This window comes from Enterobacter sp. DTU_2021_1002640_1_SI_PRY_ASU_LCPMC_013, assembly GCF_032389435.1.
Taxonomy (GTDB): Bacteria; Pseudomonadota; Gammaproteobacteria; order Enterobacterales; family Enterobacteriaceae; genus Enterobacter; species Enterobacter hormaechei_C.
In genome coordinates this window covers 559,045-574,747 of sequence record NZ_CP135594.1, presented here as the reverse complement: position 1 = coordinate 574,747, position 15,703 = coordinate 559,045, and the positions used below count along the sequence as shown (strand labels likewise).

Here is a 15,703-nt window from a genome sequence, read left to right as displayed (position 1 = left end):
TCTGTGGGGTAAGGTCATGTTTTTGTTGGTTACAGGTTGATTGGTCTGAGTTTTGCGAGCATCATCGCAATTATTTACCCTCTTCCGTAACGCGATGGCTTCCAGCAAAACTCTCGAACAGGCAATTGCCGACATCACCATCTGGCGCAAAGGCGAACAGCGTGCGCCGCATAAGCCTTTATTGCTTCTGTACGTGCTGGCGAGCTATCAGCAGGGGCATGCACGACTGTTTGATTACGGTACTGAGGTCCACGAACAGTTGCTTAGCCTGCTAGAACGCTTTGGCCCACAGAGGAAGGCGCATTACCCAAATATGCCCTTCTGGAGGCTCAAAGGGGACGGCTTTTGGGATCTGAAGAATACTGAGTTTTGTTTGACCACTGGCAGTAAGCAGCCGCCCGTTAAAGAACTTGTGGAACATAACGTCGCAGGCGGGTTTGATGAAGAACACTTTGCGCTGCTGAATAAGAACAAAAACCTGATAGGCTCGCTGGCGCAGCAGATCCTTGAAGCGCATTTTCCCGAAAGCATTCAGGAAGAGATCGCGGATGAGATGGGTTTTGATATTCAGCAGATCCGTAAGGTTCGCGATCCGCTGTTCCGCCAGCAGGTGCTGCGTGCTTATAACTATGAGTGCGCAATCTGCGGGTTTAACATGCGGCATGATAACGCCTCTGTTGGACTTGAAGCCGCGCATATCAAGTGGAAGCAGTTTGGCGGACCGTGTGAGATCCAGAACGGACTGGCACTGTGTGCGATTCATCATAAGGCGTTTGATAAGGGATCGATTGGGCTGGATGAGAGTATGCGGGTGCTGGTTTCCGAGGCGGTGAATGGGGGCGGGATTGTTGGGCGGCTGTTCTGGGATTTTGCCGGGAAGCAGATTGCGTTGCCGATGGTGAAAGGGAACTATCCAAAGGAGGGATATGTAGAGTGGCATCGTAGGGAGGTGTTTAGATGATGAGTGCGAAGGCCGGACTCGAACATCGCAACTATCCTTATGATCTTAAGAGATTAAAACTTAACATAGTGGGTTAGATACCATCATTGATACCATCAGTCCCGATTGGTGATAATCGAACAAACTGTATTAGTTATTCCGACTTGATAGTGTAAAATCTATACATACTGTAATCAACTGTCCTAAGCAATAGTTTATTAATGGAATTATAAACAATGTATAGAGTAAATCAAATCATCAAAACTATAAGCAACATGAACTCTTATGCTCCCTATAATCAGATACATAAAAAAAGTAACTTACTTAGAAAGGTTCAAGTATATTCATTCCTTACATCTCTCTTTTCTCTTATTTTAATGGTCATAATGGCCGTTATCTACAAAGTCTTTGACCTTCCCAAACAACCATTTATTTTACCTGCATTCGTCCTGTATGCCCTCAATTCAATTGCCGGTATAATATACTTATTTACCCCTATAATTCCTGGCGTGAAGTTCATGCTCAACTTCAAAAAGGAAATTTTCAATGACCTGATTTGTGAAATTGATAATGATGAACAAAACATAGAAAAACTGATGCCTTACTCGTTGACTGAATTAAACTATTCAATAGATTGGTTAAATATAAAGATACAAAGAGTAAAATCAAGGATAAATGATTTTTTTGGAGAAAAAACTGCTGTTTTATCAATAATTGGATTAGCATACTCTGCAGTTCAAGGTTTTGGTGGGTTAGACAAATTAGGTGATACCATATCAAAAGGTCTCTTCAACTCTGGCACAACAAATACACTAATTGTATTTGGGTTGGCTTTTCTTTTAGGGTTATCACTTGGAGCATTAGCACTTAAAAATGTTGCAAATCATTTGCAATATCTAAAAGAAGTGCTTGAATTAACGAAAAAAATAAAAGAAAAAGATGCATCAGCAGAGCGAGAATAAACTCGCTCTATATTAATTTAGTAGATGTTATTTTTTCAAGTAGGTTTTTAAATGTTCAAGTAAGTCTGATGTTTCTACACGATGACCTTTTTTGTAATTAATAATGCCGTCATATATAATTTTATAATGTTCATCCTTATGCCCGACATTATTATCTTTAAAAAATCGAAGTATTACATCGCGGATTTCATAACCTTCGCTTCGATTTGTATATAGTCTATCAAGTTTAACTGCTGGAGTGTCGCTTCCAGTACGGGTCCAGGAGAGTTTTGTATTTTCTTTTAACCATTTGGTTACTTGACTTTCGTTCTCGTAGCTCATGTATGTAGTTCCTATATTTTAAAGTTTAAAAAATTCATAATGAACAACCAATAATGAGAATGATTATAAACAACACCTTAGATAACCAACGTTACTGTTTTAATCCTTTCTTAAACAAAGTGCAACTTATTTCTTTATGATGATAAAATTTCATCTATAAAGTATAGAATATATTCTCTATTCCATATGATAACTCATTGAATTTTTGAAACCCAACTTCACTTACTAAAGGAAATACAAGATAATTTATCCAAAAATTAAATGAAATATTACTTGAATCACATGTTAGGAACATTTTGACAAATAATATTATTGATACTTATATGTAAATCCACAATAAATACATATGCCTATAGGAAAATGGTTCGACATATGATATAATAAAGATAAGTATTATAACTATCTTTAAAGGCGAGAAATTGACTAAATCGGTTCTTTCATTTTTTACTGGTGTCGGGTTACTCGATATGGGTTTCCGATCAGCCGATTTTGACATCGTCTGGCATAATGAAATCAACACCGATTTCATCACTGGTTTTAAGCATGGTCATAGCAAACTGTATGGAGTTAATCCACAAGACATCAATCTTTTCGAGGGCTCCATAGAAACAATAAGTAAATCAATTGTCAGAGAAAATGTCTCGTCTGGATTAATAGATAATAATGATTTTGGTATCATTGGCGGCCCTCCATGCCCAGATTTCTCTAATGCAGGTAAAAACTTAGGTAAGGATGGTGAAAATGGGAAACTTACAGGTATCTTTGTAGATATCATAAATGATTTTCACCCTAAATTTTTCACATTGGAAAATGTTAAAGGTTTAATTCAGAAAAGCACACACAGAAAATATCTTGCTGACTTGTTATATAAACTATCTAAAGAATATTGCTTTGATATTAAGGTCCTAAACTCATTAGATTATGGCATTCCTCAAGATCGAGAAAGGCTATTTGTTGTTGGTTTCAAAAAAAGCTTCATTTTTGACAAACTGGGTTATGCAAGCTTGATTGAAATTGAGAAAATTAATTTACAACTAATAATTGAGCTAAAAAAAGAAAAAAGCTCAAGTTTAGAAAAGTTTAACTGGTTTAGCTGGCCTGTAAATCCTCTTTATACAAATGCAAGGGGAAGATTTCCTTGGCCCCAAAGAACACCTTATGGCGGAAATCCAACCAAACCTGATGATTTACCTAATAGCTTGCTTGTACAAGATGTCGTTTTCACCTCATCTATAGAAAACCTTCCAAATCAAAACGACGTTTTTAAAGCGTATAGCGATAAATTCAATATAATTGATGAGGGCGATATAACAGGCAAGAGTTTTAAACGGTTACACAGATGGCGATTCAGCCCTACTGCAGCTTATGGTAACAATGAGGTTCATTTACACCCCTATAAACCAAGACGGTTGTCAGTACGTGAAGTCATGCGGATACAATCTGTGCCGGATAAATTTGAGTTACCTGATAACATGACTCTTTCAAGCAAATTTAAGACTATCAGTAACGGTGTGCCTGTTGTTCTTGCAAAAGAAATAGCACAAAGTATATCTAACTTCATTGAGTAAAGTCTGATATGAATCTAAAGGAATTACTTAACGACATCTTGAAATTAATTGGGCTTACTTTAGCCCCAGTTAACTCTAATTCAGAAACAATTACTTTAATTGAACTGGACAAAGATTCCGGTAAATATTATGTCAAACCAGTATCTGGAAAAAAAGTATCTAGAAACATCCATGAGTTTGAGCATATTTTAAAAGATCTTTTGGAGTTTGGCTATGCTAATGTGGAGTCTTCATTAGGAGGAAGTGGTAGCAGTCGCCATCATCCAGAGACAATTTTATCTAACCTTCCTTATATAGAACATTTTAAATATAAGAACAAAAAACATATTCTTTTATTAGATAATCCTACTCATGATTATGGAACATTAAAAGAAGCCAGTGGTATTGAGTTAAGAAAGGTTAAAGCAGCTTTAACAGCTAAAGACACTCTTAATTATTATGAAATACACAAAAAACTTAATCAGATTAACAATCAAATAAGTTATTCTTTGCAAGAAGTCAGCACAAAATATCCCGGTGAGATTAGACAGGAAGGAATTACAGAATGTTTACAATCATTAACCTTACTTGAAGAGAGTTTTTCCCAGATATTTTTCAAAACAAATAAAAGGGTAGAACCATTATTCGAGGATTCCTTATCCCTCAATTCACAAACTGACAATGATAACTTGGAAGAGGATTTAGATAATGATGAAGATGATACCGATTATAACGAAAAAGCCAGTTTTGATCGTAAAAATTTAAAGATCAGACAGCTCACTATGAGCTTCAGTTTAATTTATGATCGCATACAGTATAATGAAATTGAGTTACAGCCTGATTTTCAGAGAAAGGAACGAGTATGGAGCCAGAAAGAAAAAAGTTTACTTATAGAGTCCATACTTTTGGGGCTACCAATACCAATGTTTTACTTTGCTGAAAGGGAAAATGGTACTTGGTTAATCGTTGATGGTCTTCAACGAACAACCACAATTTTCGACTATATGCGCGGTAAATTTATTTTAACAGATCTAAAATATTTTAATGACCCAAATGATTCTGTTTACAAAAAATCATTTCAAGATCTACCTCGACAATATCAAAGAAAGATCCGTGAATATCAAATTAATGGACATTTGATATCTGTTGAAAAGAACGATTTTGAAATGGTTAGAGAATTATTCCAGAGAATAAACACCTACGGTCGAGCATTAAGCCCGCAAGAAATAAGATGTGCATTGAACCCCGGAAGTTCGATACCATTCATCCGATATTTAGCAGAAACACCAGAATTTATAGATTCAACTTTTGGCAAAGTCAATCCAAAACGAATGAAAGATATGGAATATGTTCTTGGAATTATTTCATTCATTCTTTTTAGCTACCGAGACTATAAATATAACAGGGAAGATGATTTTCTTGTTCATACAATGAAATATCTAAATAAGTTTAATTTTAAACTTAACGGGACATTCTCTGATGAAGAAGGGCATAGTCTGCCACAATGGAAAAATGATGAGTGTTCGGAAGTTTTTTACACTCTTTTCGAGAAATTCAAGAAAGGAATTTCGATTTCCAACAATATTTTCGGTACCCATCGATTCAAGAAAAAGAACTCTCCATCGATAAATAAACAATTGCTAATCATGATGGTTTCAGTTTTTGCATTACTCGACGACGATATTGTAGCTGAATTAATAAGCACTAAAAACGAATTTATAGCCAAATTTGATGGTCTAATTAGTGGTGACATCCCCAGCTATGTCGATTGGATTTCTGAAAGCTATAACGACAGTGATAAAGACTTTGATTATGCAATTAGCCAGTCCACTGGTAAAAAAGCGACTATCTTATATAGATTTGATAACTTTATTTCTTTAATCCAAGATGTTACAAATAAAGAAGTGTTAATTGAGGGTGTTATTAAAAATGATAATTAATAGGATTCATTTAGAAAATTTCAAATGTTTCATCGATTGCGACATTGAGATTAACCAACTCAATTTTCTAGTCGGTATTAATAGTGTAGGTAAGAGTAGTATTATTCAGTCAATACTTTTACCGCTTCAATCCGTCCATGATACAGACATAGAGTTAAATGGCCCATTAATTAATCTTGGTGACCATAATGACATACTTAACATCGAAGCTGCCGATGATAGTATTCGTATAAATATACAAACCAATGATGAATCTTGTACCTGGGGATTTGAAAAAGGTTATGTCAATAACGGACTGCCAAAATTCAGTCTACCGTTACTTCATGGCGAAAATTCGTGGGTTAAAGAATTAAAAAATAACTTTCAATTCATATCTGCTGAACGTTGGGGACCGCGCGATAATGTTCCTGTAATTCAAAGTCACCGTAAGGGTTGGTTAGGTAAGAATGGAGAGCATCTTATTGATTATTTATATTCATTGATAAACGAAGCAACTGCAAGCGAGATTAACTTGCCTGAGAACGATCCTCGTATTCATGCCGAGGCTTCAAGCTCAACGATAATTTCATCGATTGAAGCATGGCTTGGGGAAATTTCTCCTGGTGTAGCATTCGATATTAATGTCTATAAAGAGGCTCATATAGGGTGGGGAATGTTCAACTATGGAGGCGACTCTAAAAAATATAGAGCAGGTAATATAGGATTCGGAATTAGCTATTCATTAAGTATTATTGCAGCTATTATAGGTGCAAAAAAAGGAGATGTCTTATTAATTGAAAACCCCGAAGCTCATATTCATCCCAGAGGTCAAAGCAAGCTGGGGCAGTTGATAGCTTGTGCAGCAGAAGCTGGTATCCAATTATTAGTTGAAACCCATAGTGAGCACATCATTAATGGAGCAAGGATAGCGGTTCGAAAAAATATATTGCAACACGATAAATTATTTATATATTATTTCGAAAAACCATTAAATGCAATCTCACCAATAATAAAAAAAATAAAATCGGATAAGAGAGCCAGCTTAGATCAATGGCCAGAAGGTTTCTTCGATCAAACTGTTATCGATATGGAAACGATAATCAAGGGCTGAAAATAATGAAAAGTCGCAATTTTATATCTCTGAATTTTTTACTCAAACACGAAGACATTTGCGATTTAGATAATGTTCTTCATTTGGAAAAGCTAATAGGACAACATTCTCCACGAGATATCACAGAAGTCGTTTCTACATCTAATTGGTATGAAATGGCACCTGAAATTACTGTCTTTGACATTTTATCAAATGAAATCAGTGATATGCAACTCCGCTCTGCTATTATTGGAAAATTAAGTCAAGTATTCGGTCTTTATGCCACTGATGATATTGATAATAACAATGCTACTGAGTGTGCATTAAAAAAATATGATGATTCTTTTTATTATTCTATCATATCACCTGTTGATACCATTAAAGACTTAGAAGAATGTGAGACTGTTTCAACACCAGATGATTATAATCGTATACATGAAAAGCACTTGTCATTATGTCCAGAATCAAATGAAGATTATGCATTAAGATGTGTGTATATTTTTGATAAAGTTAAATTCTCCGATAATTTCTCTAATACACTTTCAACTTTAGGTAACAATCAGGGGATTACTGATTTCTCTATACCAATTACGAAAGCTCTTACCATCTTAAATAGATTAGACCCAGCCATAAGAAATATTCAAGAAGCAATGCATTGGATACATACAGAATCAGGGTTTGAATGTTCTCCACAGGGAGCAAATAAGGGACACCTCTTTCCTACTATCCAACTTGATGATGGAACTGAAAGGCAGATCAACTGTGAGTTCCATATGAAGATAAATGCAAGTAACCTTGCTGATAATTTAAAACACCATTCAAGAATTTATTTTGGATTAATGCCAGTAGGTCAATGTAAGCATACCTATTTATTACATTGCGGTGAACATTTATAATGCTTAGTGTTAATACACAAATGTTTTACGGTAAAGGAGATTTGTAATGTTCAGTTCCAATTTAATAAGTGCCAATGAGAATTTTTTTGATATATTAAAATTTGTATTTTTTAAATATCTTTCAGAGCATTTCTTTTTGTTTACTATTTTGATAATAATAACATTCTCTTTAATATATTATTTCTTACCCATAAACTCAATTAAACGTCTTAGCGATGATAAACTGTCATCGATTAGAAAGAGCATTTTATGTGCGCTTGTTTTTTTATTATTTATAAACGCATATGAATTTAAGCAAACTTGGTATAACCATGTTTCATATCCTGTAAATGATTATGGTCAGTATAATAGAATAAAATAATCTTACCCCCTACCTCTAAAAAGTAGGGGGTTATTCAACTGCAATTATAATAAATATTTTTATTACACAACCGAAAAGTATTAGATCCAATAGCAAGAAGATTTTATCATTTTTATATCTTTCAACAACCTTGCCTAATTTCGCCATAACCCATTTATTCATAATTCCTCCTGTTTATTATTTATTTAATTTATTTTCCTTAACACGTCAACACTAAGGATAATTAATAATAAAAAAGCAAGAGCTAACCAAAAGAAGCCGAGCTTCTTTTGGTCGCCTTGCTTTTTCTGCTCTTCGATTGAAAAAGAAACAAGTAGAATTAATATGACTTGACCTCTTAACCATTCAATATTTGTTTCTAATATTCATCGAAAACAGATCAATTCAGTTTGTATTATTTATCAAAATAAGATAGAGCCGTTTTACTATCATTACTATTGTAAGGACGATATTTGCAGTTACAAATATTATCAATGGAGATATTATTGTTGTTGCCCATGTAAATGTAAAACTGAAGTTTATACTAAAACCTCTAATCTTGTAATCTATAAAAACCCGGCTGTTATCTATTATTTCTGGAGTCACTGGGGGAAGAGTTGAATGTATAAAAGTTAAAACTACCAAGGCGAGTGAGCATAGAATCGCATAAGAAATGTTATGATATAGTTCCTTCAATAAAAGTAATTTATTTTGAGAAACTTCACCAACACTATCGGCATTATTTCTAACCTTTTCTATAGTTCTATTCTCTTGATCATAAATCAATACAATAACAGAAAGCAATAAAGCCGTAAAAATAGCCCCAAAATTCACTAAAAGGGAATCAAGGTCTTTATTAAGATTGAAGTTTTTATAAGCCGAAAAGAGAGACAGTGATATTGGCATAATAATAAACGTAGTAATATCTAACTTTGATATTCCTTTCTTTGAAATATCTTTCAATGTATTGAAGTGTGCTTTCACAATACATAATATGTTAATTTTATTACTCATTATAGAAGCCCTTTATAGACCAATTTGTTTACGTAAGTCTTTTATTAAATCAGATGCCCAGGAATCCAATGAGTCAAACTCAGGATTACCCGCAATTACTTTAACCTTTTCTAAATCAATCTCAATTTGGCACATAGTGCTTCTTTCTGATTTCCCAACATTGAAAGTTTTAGTCCCCCCCTCCATAACAACTTTAACTTTAATTTGAGTTGATTCTTCACTCAACATCTCGATCAGTTTGCCTTGCTCACTCCCTTTATTTTTGAACTTTTTAAATTTACCAAAGGTACCATTCTTTTTCGGTTTTAAAACATATTCTCTATCAATGTCACCAAGCGATGAAATACTATCTTCAATAGACCGGGGGGCAGTAAATCCAATAACTCTTATTTCTTTTGTTTCGGCTTCCAGCCAAGGAAGCACGGCTTTATCATATGTAAGTGGATTTATTTGAATGTTTTTATTTGTCATAGCATTGAAAAACTTAGAGAACTCTGTCTGGAAAATCGATTTTATACCATCCTTCTTATAAGCATATAACAGACAGATACCCTTTCTTGACTCTAAAGGAATATAAAACCGGAAATAATAGTTTTTGACATCAGCATGATTTTCTTCCTTAGAGAAAGCTAATTGATTATCATCAGTATTAATAATATCATTTTTAATACCATAATGGCCTAAACTCATCCAGCCCGAAATGAATCTTTCTTTAGGTTTCGAAGTGACATGATGAAACTTATATGTTTCTTTGCTATCGTCAATTTTTTCAAAATCTTTATGCAACAACATAAATTGTTCGAGTAAAGAGAATAAATCATACTGGCCTATTCTGTTCAAAAAATCGTAACGTTCTTCAACATTTTTCGATTCATTATTCTTGTTGTAGCAACGGATAAAGTAAGGGGCTAATGAGTACATTATATATCCTTGTAGAAGGTCATAGCTTGATAAGCACAACAATAAGCAAGCTAATAATTACCAACGAGAAATATTGCGTAGTCTTTTTCGATCAAAGTATGTCACTTTTCATCCAGAGGATTATTTATAACATCATTAAGATCAATGGTAAACATTTTTACTTGTACTAACCTTTTCGATTGCTGTGATATGTCTCTATTGTGAATAACATACTATGAAAATAATTATGTGCTTAATTCGAAATTATTACTAAGTATAATTAATTACACATTATTGACAAGCTATTATTTAAACTATATTTTACATTACCACCACAATTAATTGGGGTTATTGAAAATATAAAAAGGAGTTTATATGATGAGACAAGATAAAAATAATAAAAACAGTAATGAAAAGTTTCACTTTGATAAAAAAGAGAAGGATATTGAGACTAAAAGCATTACAAGTTTGAGAACTCACTGTATTAGTGTAAGGTTGAATGAAAAAGAATTAGATATACTCAACTCTCAGCGTAAAATATACAGTAAAGGTGAATGGCTCCGTATGGTATTACTTCAAAACTTGCCTCCTGTTATACCGGCTATTAATACCGAAGCCTGGAAAGCCTTAACTGTCATATCACAAAAGCTAAATCGAATTGCGGCTCATATAGATTGTAAAAGCAAAGACAGTCAGCTTACTCATACCGAATTGTTCGCGGTGAAGCGACAACTTGAAGAGCTTCGTCACAACTTGTTAAGAACAGATTTTTGGAGTGTCCCTCGTGAAGGGAATGCAGAAGATCAAGAGGGGTAAGAGCTTCGCTGGTGTTGTTCAATATGCATTGAAGCCGGGAGCACATCATAAAAGCGATCCAGTCGTAATCGGGGGCAATATGCTTGGAGATTCAGCCCTTGAACTGATTGCTGAATTTGATAGCAGCAAACAACTTCGCCCTGATGTTCAGAAAGCCGTTTGGCACAACTCGCTTCGATTACCCGATGGTGAATCACTAACGGCTGAACAGTGGTCCAGCATCGCAGATGACTATATGGAAAGAATGGGATTCAGAGATACCCATCTCCGTTGCTATGTCTTACATGACGACGAAGGCCAGCACATACACATTATCGCCAGCAGAATCGACCTCAATGGGGGGAAGCTTTACCTTGGTAGGAATGAGAATCTCATAAGTACCCGCATAATCGGTGAACTCGAAATCGCTCACGGTCTGACATTGACTAAGACAGCCCATTCCATTACACCGAAGCGGAAAAGAATCTCTCGCAACGAACAGATGCTATCAGAACGAACTGGTGTTCCCTGCCCCAAGAAATCCCTTCAACAGATCATTGATAAAAGTTTGGCAGATACGCCTGACCTTCTAACCTTCACAAAACGACTGGAGGAAGCCGAAGTATCTTGGACGGCTAACATTGCTTCTACCGGTAAGATGAACGGCTTCTCATTCTCTTACCGCGATATAGCTTTCAAAGCTTCGCAGTTAGGCAAGAGTTACTCCTGGGCAAATCTTAGTAACCGTCTTAACTATAACCCCGGCCACTTAGAAGCTCTGCGAATCGACATACCTGCAAAGGATGTTTCTCAAGCTCCCATGCCAATACCTGCTCCTGCTCCTGCTCCTGCTCCTGCTCCTGCTCCTGCTCCTGCTCCTGCTCCTGCTCCTGCTCCTGCTCCTGCTCCTGCAACAATTTTGGAAACCAGGGAGCAAAAGGAAAGTATCAGTGAAAAAATTGCTGAACTCGAACTGCGACTCAGAAAAGACAGACGAAACGAGATCGTTGAGAAGATTCTCCAAAAGAATGCGGTTAACCAGCAAAAGCATCTCAGGCTTATCGGCTGGCTTCCATTTCTTAGAAGGCTTGCAGAGCTTCTCCGAAGCTATGGTAAGAGCATTCTTCACAAGCCCCTCCTTGGATTCTCAAATCTCTATGTAACCCGACCTTTACATAAAGAAAGGAAAATTCATTTATAAACAAAACCTTACCACTTATCCCTGACAGCAATATCGTTTGGGTAGCTGTTAATTTAGGATAAGTCAACAATAGATTGATCGTTATTACAGATCGATAAACTAGTTATGATAGTTTTCACCTATCATGATTCAAACATCGATCGGTACAAGTGATTTTACTTTAGCCAGCCAGCCATCGAGAATCCCTACAAACAGCATTTAATCTTCCAGATTGGGATAGCTATGAAAAACGAAACTATAAATTGCCCATTTTGCTTCAAAGAAAGCCCATTTGGTGTCCGTGTCTGCACTGGCTGTCACGCAACAATTAACTATGGTGTTGTTTCACCGTGGCTTGCTTTACTAATAGGAATTGTGCTGTTAGCGATTGCTTTCCTCATATTCGCTATCAGTCAAAGCTTTATATTAACTGTCGTTATCTATTTTGCCTCAGCAATTTTTTTAAGATTTTATTTACGTAAGAAACTTGCACACAGAGCCGTTTTCACACATAAAAGCTAACCCTGTCCAAATATAATAAGGAAGATAAAATGAATAAATTTATTGTTACATCCTTTTTTATTGCAATTTTTTCAATTTCTGGCTGTTCTACATCCGGCAACCAAAAAATCAAAAATGAAACGGCTCAAAGTCTACAATCGAAAATAAAAATTATGTACACCTAATACTTCGAAAACTATCTCACTGCCTTGCTAATAAACGGCATCAAAAATAATGTAAGTAATTTTGTAAGGTTTTAAGTTAAAATATAGAGTCAAACTTTACATTTTTACAAAAGAGTTCTCAATCCAATGTGGTATCGGATTACTCGCTTTGAAAGATTTTTCATCTCAATAGGACATTTTATTAGCGAGAACCATGTCTCATAAACGTAAAACTGATCGAACATATTAAGCTCAGAGATCGCATCTAACGGTTCCCTTAGATTCCCTACTAAATATTGGCTTAACCAGTAAACAATCTTTCTGTTAAATTCATTATCAGGTAAATCATAAATCGCTCCGAGTTCGAAGATCTTGTAAAAAAGATCTTGGCCCAGATTACACATATAGTTTTCTTCACTCACAAATTCTTCGATATTCATAAAACCTCTCCTAAGTTCAATTAAGCAACATTATTTCGACTTGTTTCAATAACAGACTGAATCCAGGCATCAATCTCACTTTCGACGAAAGCTACGGCACGAGTTCCAATCTTGACAGGGGCAGGAAACTTACCATCTTTGATCAGACGATAGATCCAGGCTTTTCCGAAACCAGTTCGTTTCAAGACTTCTGGTAAACGAATTAAGCTTTGATTGATTGTATTCATTTGGCTGTCTCCTCCGCTTCCGTTAAGGAGATATTAGCCACACAGATTTGCATCTATGAAGAGAGTGCTGATAACTGAAAATTTAGATGAGGGATGAATAGAGAGTAAATTCGGGGAAGAAAAATATTTTCGCCCTCCCCTTGACAATTAACATGATGATTTGCAACTAGAAAGAGCCGAGTTCAAAAATCGGTATGTTGAGGAGATGGCTGTTTTTGCTGATAAAGTATTCGAGACTACGGGTTGTTTCTCCATTCAAAGACTTCTCTGCAACAGGCCTGTCTGTATCTTTAATGTGATCTTCTCCTCTGATCTCACTTGTAAAGTCGGGATACAAGACACGAGACAACACCATATTTGAGATTTTTACTTTTTTAAATTTTGCCCAAATCAATAGATCCATCATTGGGATAATATTGTAATCGACAAGTTTTCTTATTTTTGCCAGTCCAATTTTTTCTGTTTTCACTGGCTCAATTTCATATTCTTTCCTAAGATCTGGTAGCATCGTTTGTAAGGCTGTTATAATTTCTTCATCGCTGGACATTCCTAAATCAAATGAAACATACATCTTGCTGCTATTTTGGTTTAGAAAAAAGTCTCTCATAGTTTTTGTTATTGGTTTCTTTTTCAACTCTTTTTTGAAATCGCCATTTTCTTCAAAAAAATCCATGCTAAACATTATTAACTTGTTTTCTAATTTTTTTATATCACCAAAGCTAACCTGCGCAACATGTCTTTGGCCCTTGCCAAAATGACCATGATTATTATCTTGCCTGCTTAAAATAGGATTACCTTCAAGGATAGACCTTAAATTTTGATTATCATCTTCCCATCCAAAATTTACACTGTCGAAAATCGCTTCTCTAAAGGCAAGCTCAGTATGCAGTTCTTTGATTGTAAGTGATTTTAACTGCTCATAGTTTTCGAGACTAAACCAGCTTTTTAATTCTTCATAAGGGCTTACTACTTTCATTAATCCCTCCACTGTATTCAAAGCTTGAATGAGTTAACACTGCTTATTTGAATTAATTCTCCCTTAACAAGGTTGATAAGGGAGAGCGATTACTTAACTACTTATTCATAGTTAAATCCTTTTAAAATCAAATGGTGAAACTTGTCGTATTCTAAGGAGGTCAAGGTAATCGGCCCACCACTGCAACATAAGCTTTCTCTCATCAAGGTGCTCTGCTTTATGTATGTAGGCAGCACGAACTGAGTTCCGCTCCTGATGGCTCATTTGCCGTTCAACAGCATCTTTCGACCACAAACCGGATTCAATTAAGGCACTACAAGCCATAGCCCTAAATCCATGTCCACAGACCTCCACGGTTGTGTCATAGCCCATAGACCTCAAAGCCTTGTTTACCGTATTTTCACTCATAGGCTTTCTGAAATCATGATCACCAATGAACACGAGTTCATGATCACCGCTGATCTCTTTAATTTCCGTCAAGACAGCCAATACCTGACAACTCAAAGGAACAAGGTGTGGAGTTCGCATTTTCGAACCACGATGTGAATGTTTCACTCCGGGTAATGGCTCTCGCTCTGCAGGAATAGTCCACATAGCATTCTCGAAATCGATTTCCGACCATCTTGCGAATCTGAGTTCACTGGAACGAATGAAAATGAGCAATGTCAGCTTGACGGCTAACTTCGTGAGTTTTCTACCCTTGAAACTATCAATTCGTTCTAAAAGTTCTGAGAATCGTTCGAATGGCAAAGCTGGCCTGTGGGCTCTTTTGGCTACGGCAATAGCTCCTGCCATCTCCTGAGCAGGGTTGTAATCTATCAGCCCATTCTGGACCGCATATCGCATTACTGCTGTTGTTCTTTGCTGTAGGCGGGAAGCAACTTCTAATCGCCCGGAAGCTTCAACAGCCTTGATAGGTGCAAGAAGATCTCTGGTTTTAAGCTCGGATATTTTTCTTTTACCGATTGCAGTAAAGAGACCATCTTCCATGCTTTTTAGAACTCTCTCGCTGTGGGAATCTGACCATTTTCTTTTACAAGCCTTATGCCAGTCCCTGGCAACAGATTCAAAAGTAAGAGCTTCGCTCTGCTCGATTTTGTCGGCTTTTTTCTTCTCAGAAGGGTCGATACCATCAGATACCAACTTTTTGGCTTCATCTCGTTTCCTGCGAGCTTCACCAAGAGAGACCATTGGATAAACACCCAATGCTAAAACTTTTTGTTTGCCATCGAAACGGTATTGGAGTCGCCAGTATTTTGAACCATTGGGGTTGATCAGCAGGTGCATACCCTGCCCATCTGTGAGTTTGAAAGGTTTGTCGGAGGGCTTGGTAGTCCTAACTTTGATATCGGTGAGAGCCATCAGTTGATACCTCCAGTGTTGGTACCAAAATCAATCGAACCGGGAATACCATCAGTTATACCATCATCAGTTGGTATATGTTCAAGGAATTGAGTAGACGTGAACAGACTAAGAAAAGTCAGAAACCTG

General features: G+C 36.1%; 17 protein-coding genes. 9 read left to right on the top strand and 8 right to left on the bottom strand.

Annotated features, from left to right (window positions below; genetic code table 11):
• Nucleotides 1–94 precede the first annotated feature (94 nt).
• Together RS584_RS02760 and RS584_RS02755 are read left to right on the top strand one after the other, a co-directional pair.
• Nucleotides 95–961 (top strand): phosphorothioated DNA-binding restriction endonuclease, encoded by an 867-nt coding sequence (locus tag RS584_RS02760; RefSeq protein ID WP_045339567.1) that lies wholly within the window; start codon nucleotides 95–97, stop codon nucleotides 959–961.
• 365 nt (nucleotides 962–1,326) lie between these two features.
• A complete protein-coding gene (locus RS584_RS02755; RefSeq protein WP_001532657.1) occupies nucleotides 1,327–1,902 on the top strand; it encodes a hypothetical protein in 576 nt (191 codons plus the stop codon).
• Nucleotides 1,903–1,929: 27 nt separating this feature from the next.
• Here RS584_RS02755 and RS584_RS02750 read toward each other — a convergent pair whose 3' ends face one another.
• Nucleotides 1,930–2,223, bottom strand: coding sequence for a hypothetical protein (locus tag RS584_RS02750; protein WP_000119679.1), 294 nt, complete (start codon nucleotides 2,221–2,223; stop codon nucleotides 1,930–1,932).
• A 419-nt stretch (nucleotides 2,224–2,642) separates the two neighbouring features.
• On the opposite strand from RS584_RS02750, the gene RS584_RS02745 reads away from it, so the two are divergent.
• From RS584_RS02745 to RS584_RS02730, 4 genes are read left to right on the top strand one after another with little or no spacing between them, the layout of a single operon-like run.
• A complete protein-coding gene (locus RS584_RS02745) occupies nucleotides 2,643–3,791 on the top strand; it encodes a DNA cytosine methyltransferase (RefSeq protein ID WP_000167562.1) in 1,149 nt (382 codons plus the stop codon).
• An 8-nt stretch (nucleotides 3,792–3,799) separates the two neighbouring features.
• Complete coding sequence (locus tag RS584_RS02740; RefSeq protein ID WP_315748892.1) at nucleotides 3,800–5,710, top strand: DUF262 domain-containing protein; 1,911 nt, start codon at nucleotides 3,800–3,802, stop codon at nucleotides 5,708–5,710.
• Nucleotides 5,700–6,800: a DUF3696 domain-containing protein gene (locus RS584_RS02735; RefSeq protein ID WP_315748891.1), complete on the top strand. Its 1,101-nt coding sequence runs from the start codon at nucleotides 5,700–5,702 to the stop codon at nucleotides 6,798–6,800. The genes RS584_RS02740 and RS584_RS02735 overlap by 11 nt, the downstream gene beginning before the upstream one ends.
• A 5-nt stretch (nucleotides 6,801–6,805) precedes the next feature.
• A complete protein-coding gene (locus tag RS584_RS02730) occupies nucleotides 6,806–7,675 on the top strand; it encodes a hypothetical protein (RefSeq protein ID WP_315748890.1) in 870 nt (289 codons plus the stop codon).
• Between the two features lie 391 nt (nucleotides 7,676–8,066).
• Here RS584_RS02730 and RS584_RS02725 read toward each other — a convergent pair whose 3' ends face one another.
• The 3 genes from RS584_RS02725 to RS584_RS02715 form a co-directional block, all read right to left on the bottom strand.
• On the bottom strand, nucleotides 8,067–8,198 hold the full coding sequence (locus RS584_RS02725; RefSeq protein ID WP_258231263.1) for a hypothetical protein: 132 nt from the start codon (nucleotides 8,196–8,198) through the stop codon (nucleotides 8,067–8,069).
• 222 nt (nucleotides 8,199–8,420) lie between these two features.
• The gene (locus RS584_RS02720; protein ID WP_049102081.1) at nucleotides 8,421–9,029 is read right to left on the bottom strand and encodes a hypothetical protein; all 609 of its coding nucleotides are present in this window, start codon (nucleotides 9,027–9,029) and stop codon (nucleotides 8,421–8,423) included.
• Nucleotides 9,030–9,041: 12 nt separating this feature from the next.
• Nucleotides 9,042–9,950: a hypothetical protein gene (locus RS584_RS02715; RefSeq protein WP_024623163.1), complete on the bottom strand. Its 909-nt coding sequence runs from the start codon at nucleotides 9,948–9,950 to the stop codon at nucleotides 9,042–9,044.
• A 354-nt stretch (nucleotides 9,951–10,304) separates the two neighbouring features.
• Here RS584_RS02715 and RS584_RS02710 point away from each other — a divergent pair, with 354 nt between their 5' ends.
• From RS584_RS02710 to RS584_RS02700, 3 genes are all read left to right on the top strand, one after another.
• Complete coding sequence (locus tag RS584_RS02710) at nucleotides 10,305–10,745, top strand: hypothetical protein (RefSeq protein ID WP_315748889.1); 441 nt, start codon at nucleotides 10,305–10,307, stop codon at nucleotides 10,743–10,745.
• On the top strand, nucleotides 10,714–11,925 hold the full coding sequence (locus RS584_RS02705) for a relaxase/mobilization nuclease domain-containing protein (protein WP_315748888.1): 1,212 nt from the start codon (nucleotides 10,714–10,716) through the stop codon (nucleotides 11,923–11,925). The genes RS584_RS02710 and RS584_RS02705 overlap by 32 nt, the downstream gene beginning before the upstream one ends.
• A gap of 222 nt (nucleotides 11,926–12,147) precedes the next feature.
• On the top strand, nucleotides 12,148–12,426 hold the full coding sequence (locus RS584_RS02700) for a hypothetical protein (RefSeq protein WP_315748887.1): 279 nt from the start codon (nucleotides 12,148–12,150) through the stop codon (nucleotides 12,424–12,426).
• A gap of 268 nt (nucleotides 12,427–12,694) precedes the next feature.
• Here the strand turns inward: RS584_RS02700 and RS584_RS02695 are convergent, their stop codons facing one another.
• The 4 genes from RS584_RS02695 to RS584_RS02680 all read right to left on the bottom strand — a co-directional run bounded on the left by RS584_RS02695 (nucleotide 12,695) and on the right by RS584_RS02680 (nucleotide 15,574).
• Nucleotides 12,695–13,009, bottom strand: a complete 315-nt coding sequence (locus RS584_RS02695; RefSeq protein WP_315748886.1) for a hypothetical protein — start codon at nucleotides 13,007–13,009, stop codon at nucleotides 12,695–12,697.
• 20 nt (nucleotides 13,010–13,029) lie between these two features.
• Nucleotides 13,030–13,236, bottom strand: coding sequence for a helix-turn-helix transcriptional regulator (locus tag RS584_RS02690; RefSeq protein WP_079796238.1), 207 nt, complete (start codon nucleotides 13,234–13,236; stop codon nucleotides 13,030–13,032).
• 166 nt (nucleotides 13,237–13,402) lie between these two features.
• Entirely contained in the window at nucleotides 13,403–14,212 is an 810-nt protein-coding gene (locus RS584_RS02685) for a DUF6387 family protein (protein ID WP_315748885.1), read from the bottom strand.
• Between the two features lie 111 nt (nucleotides 14,213–14,323).
• On the bottom strand, nucleotides 14,324–15,574 hold the full coding sequence (locus tag RS584_RS02680) for a tyrosine-type recombinase/integrase (RefSeq protein WP_315748884.1): 1,251 nt from the start codon (nucleotides 15,572–15,574) through the stop codon (nucleotides 14,324–14,326).
• Nucleotides 15,575–15,703: the final 129 nt, after the last annotated feature.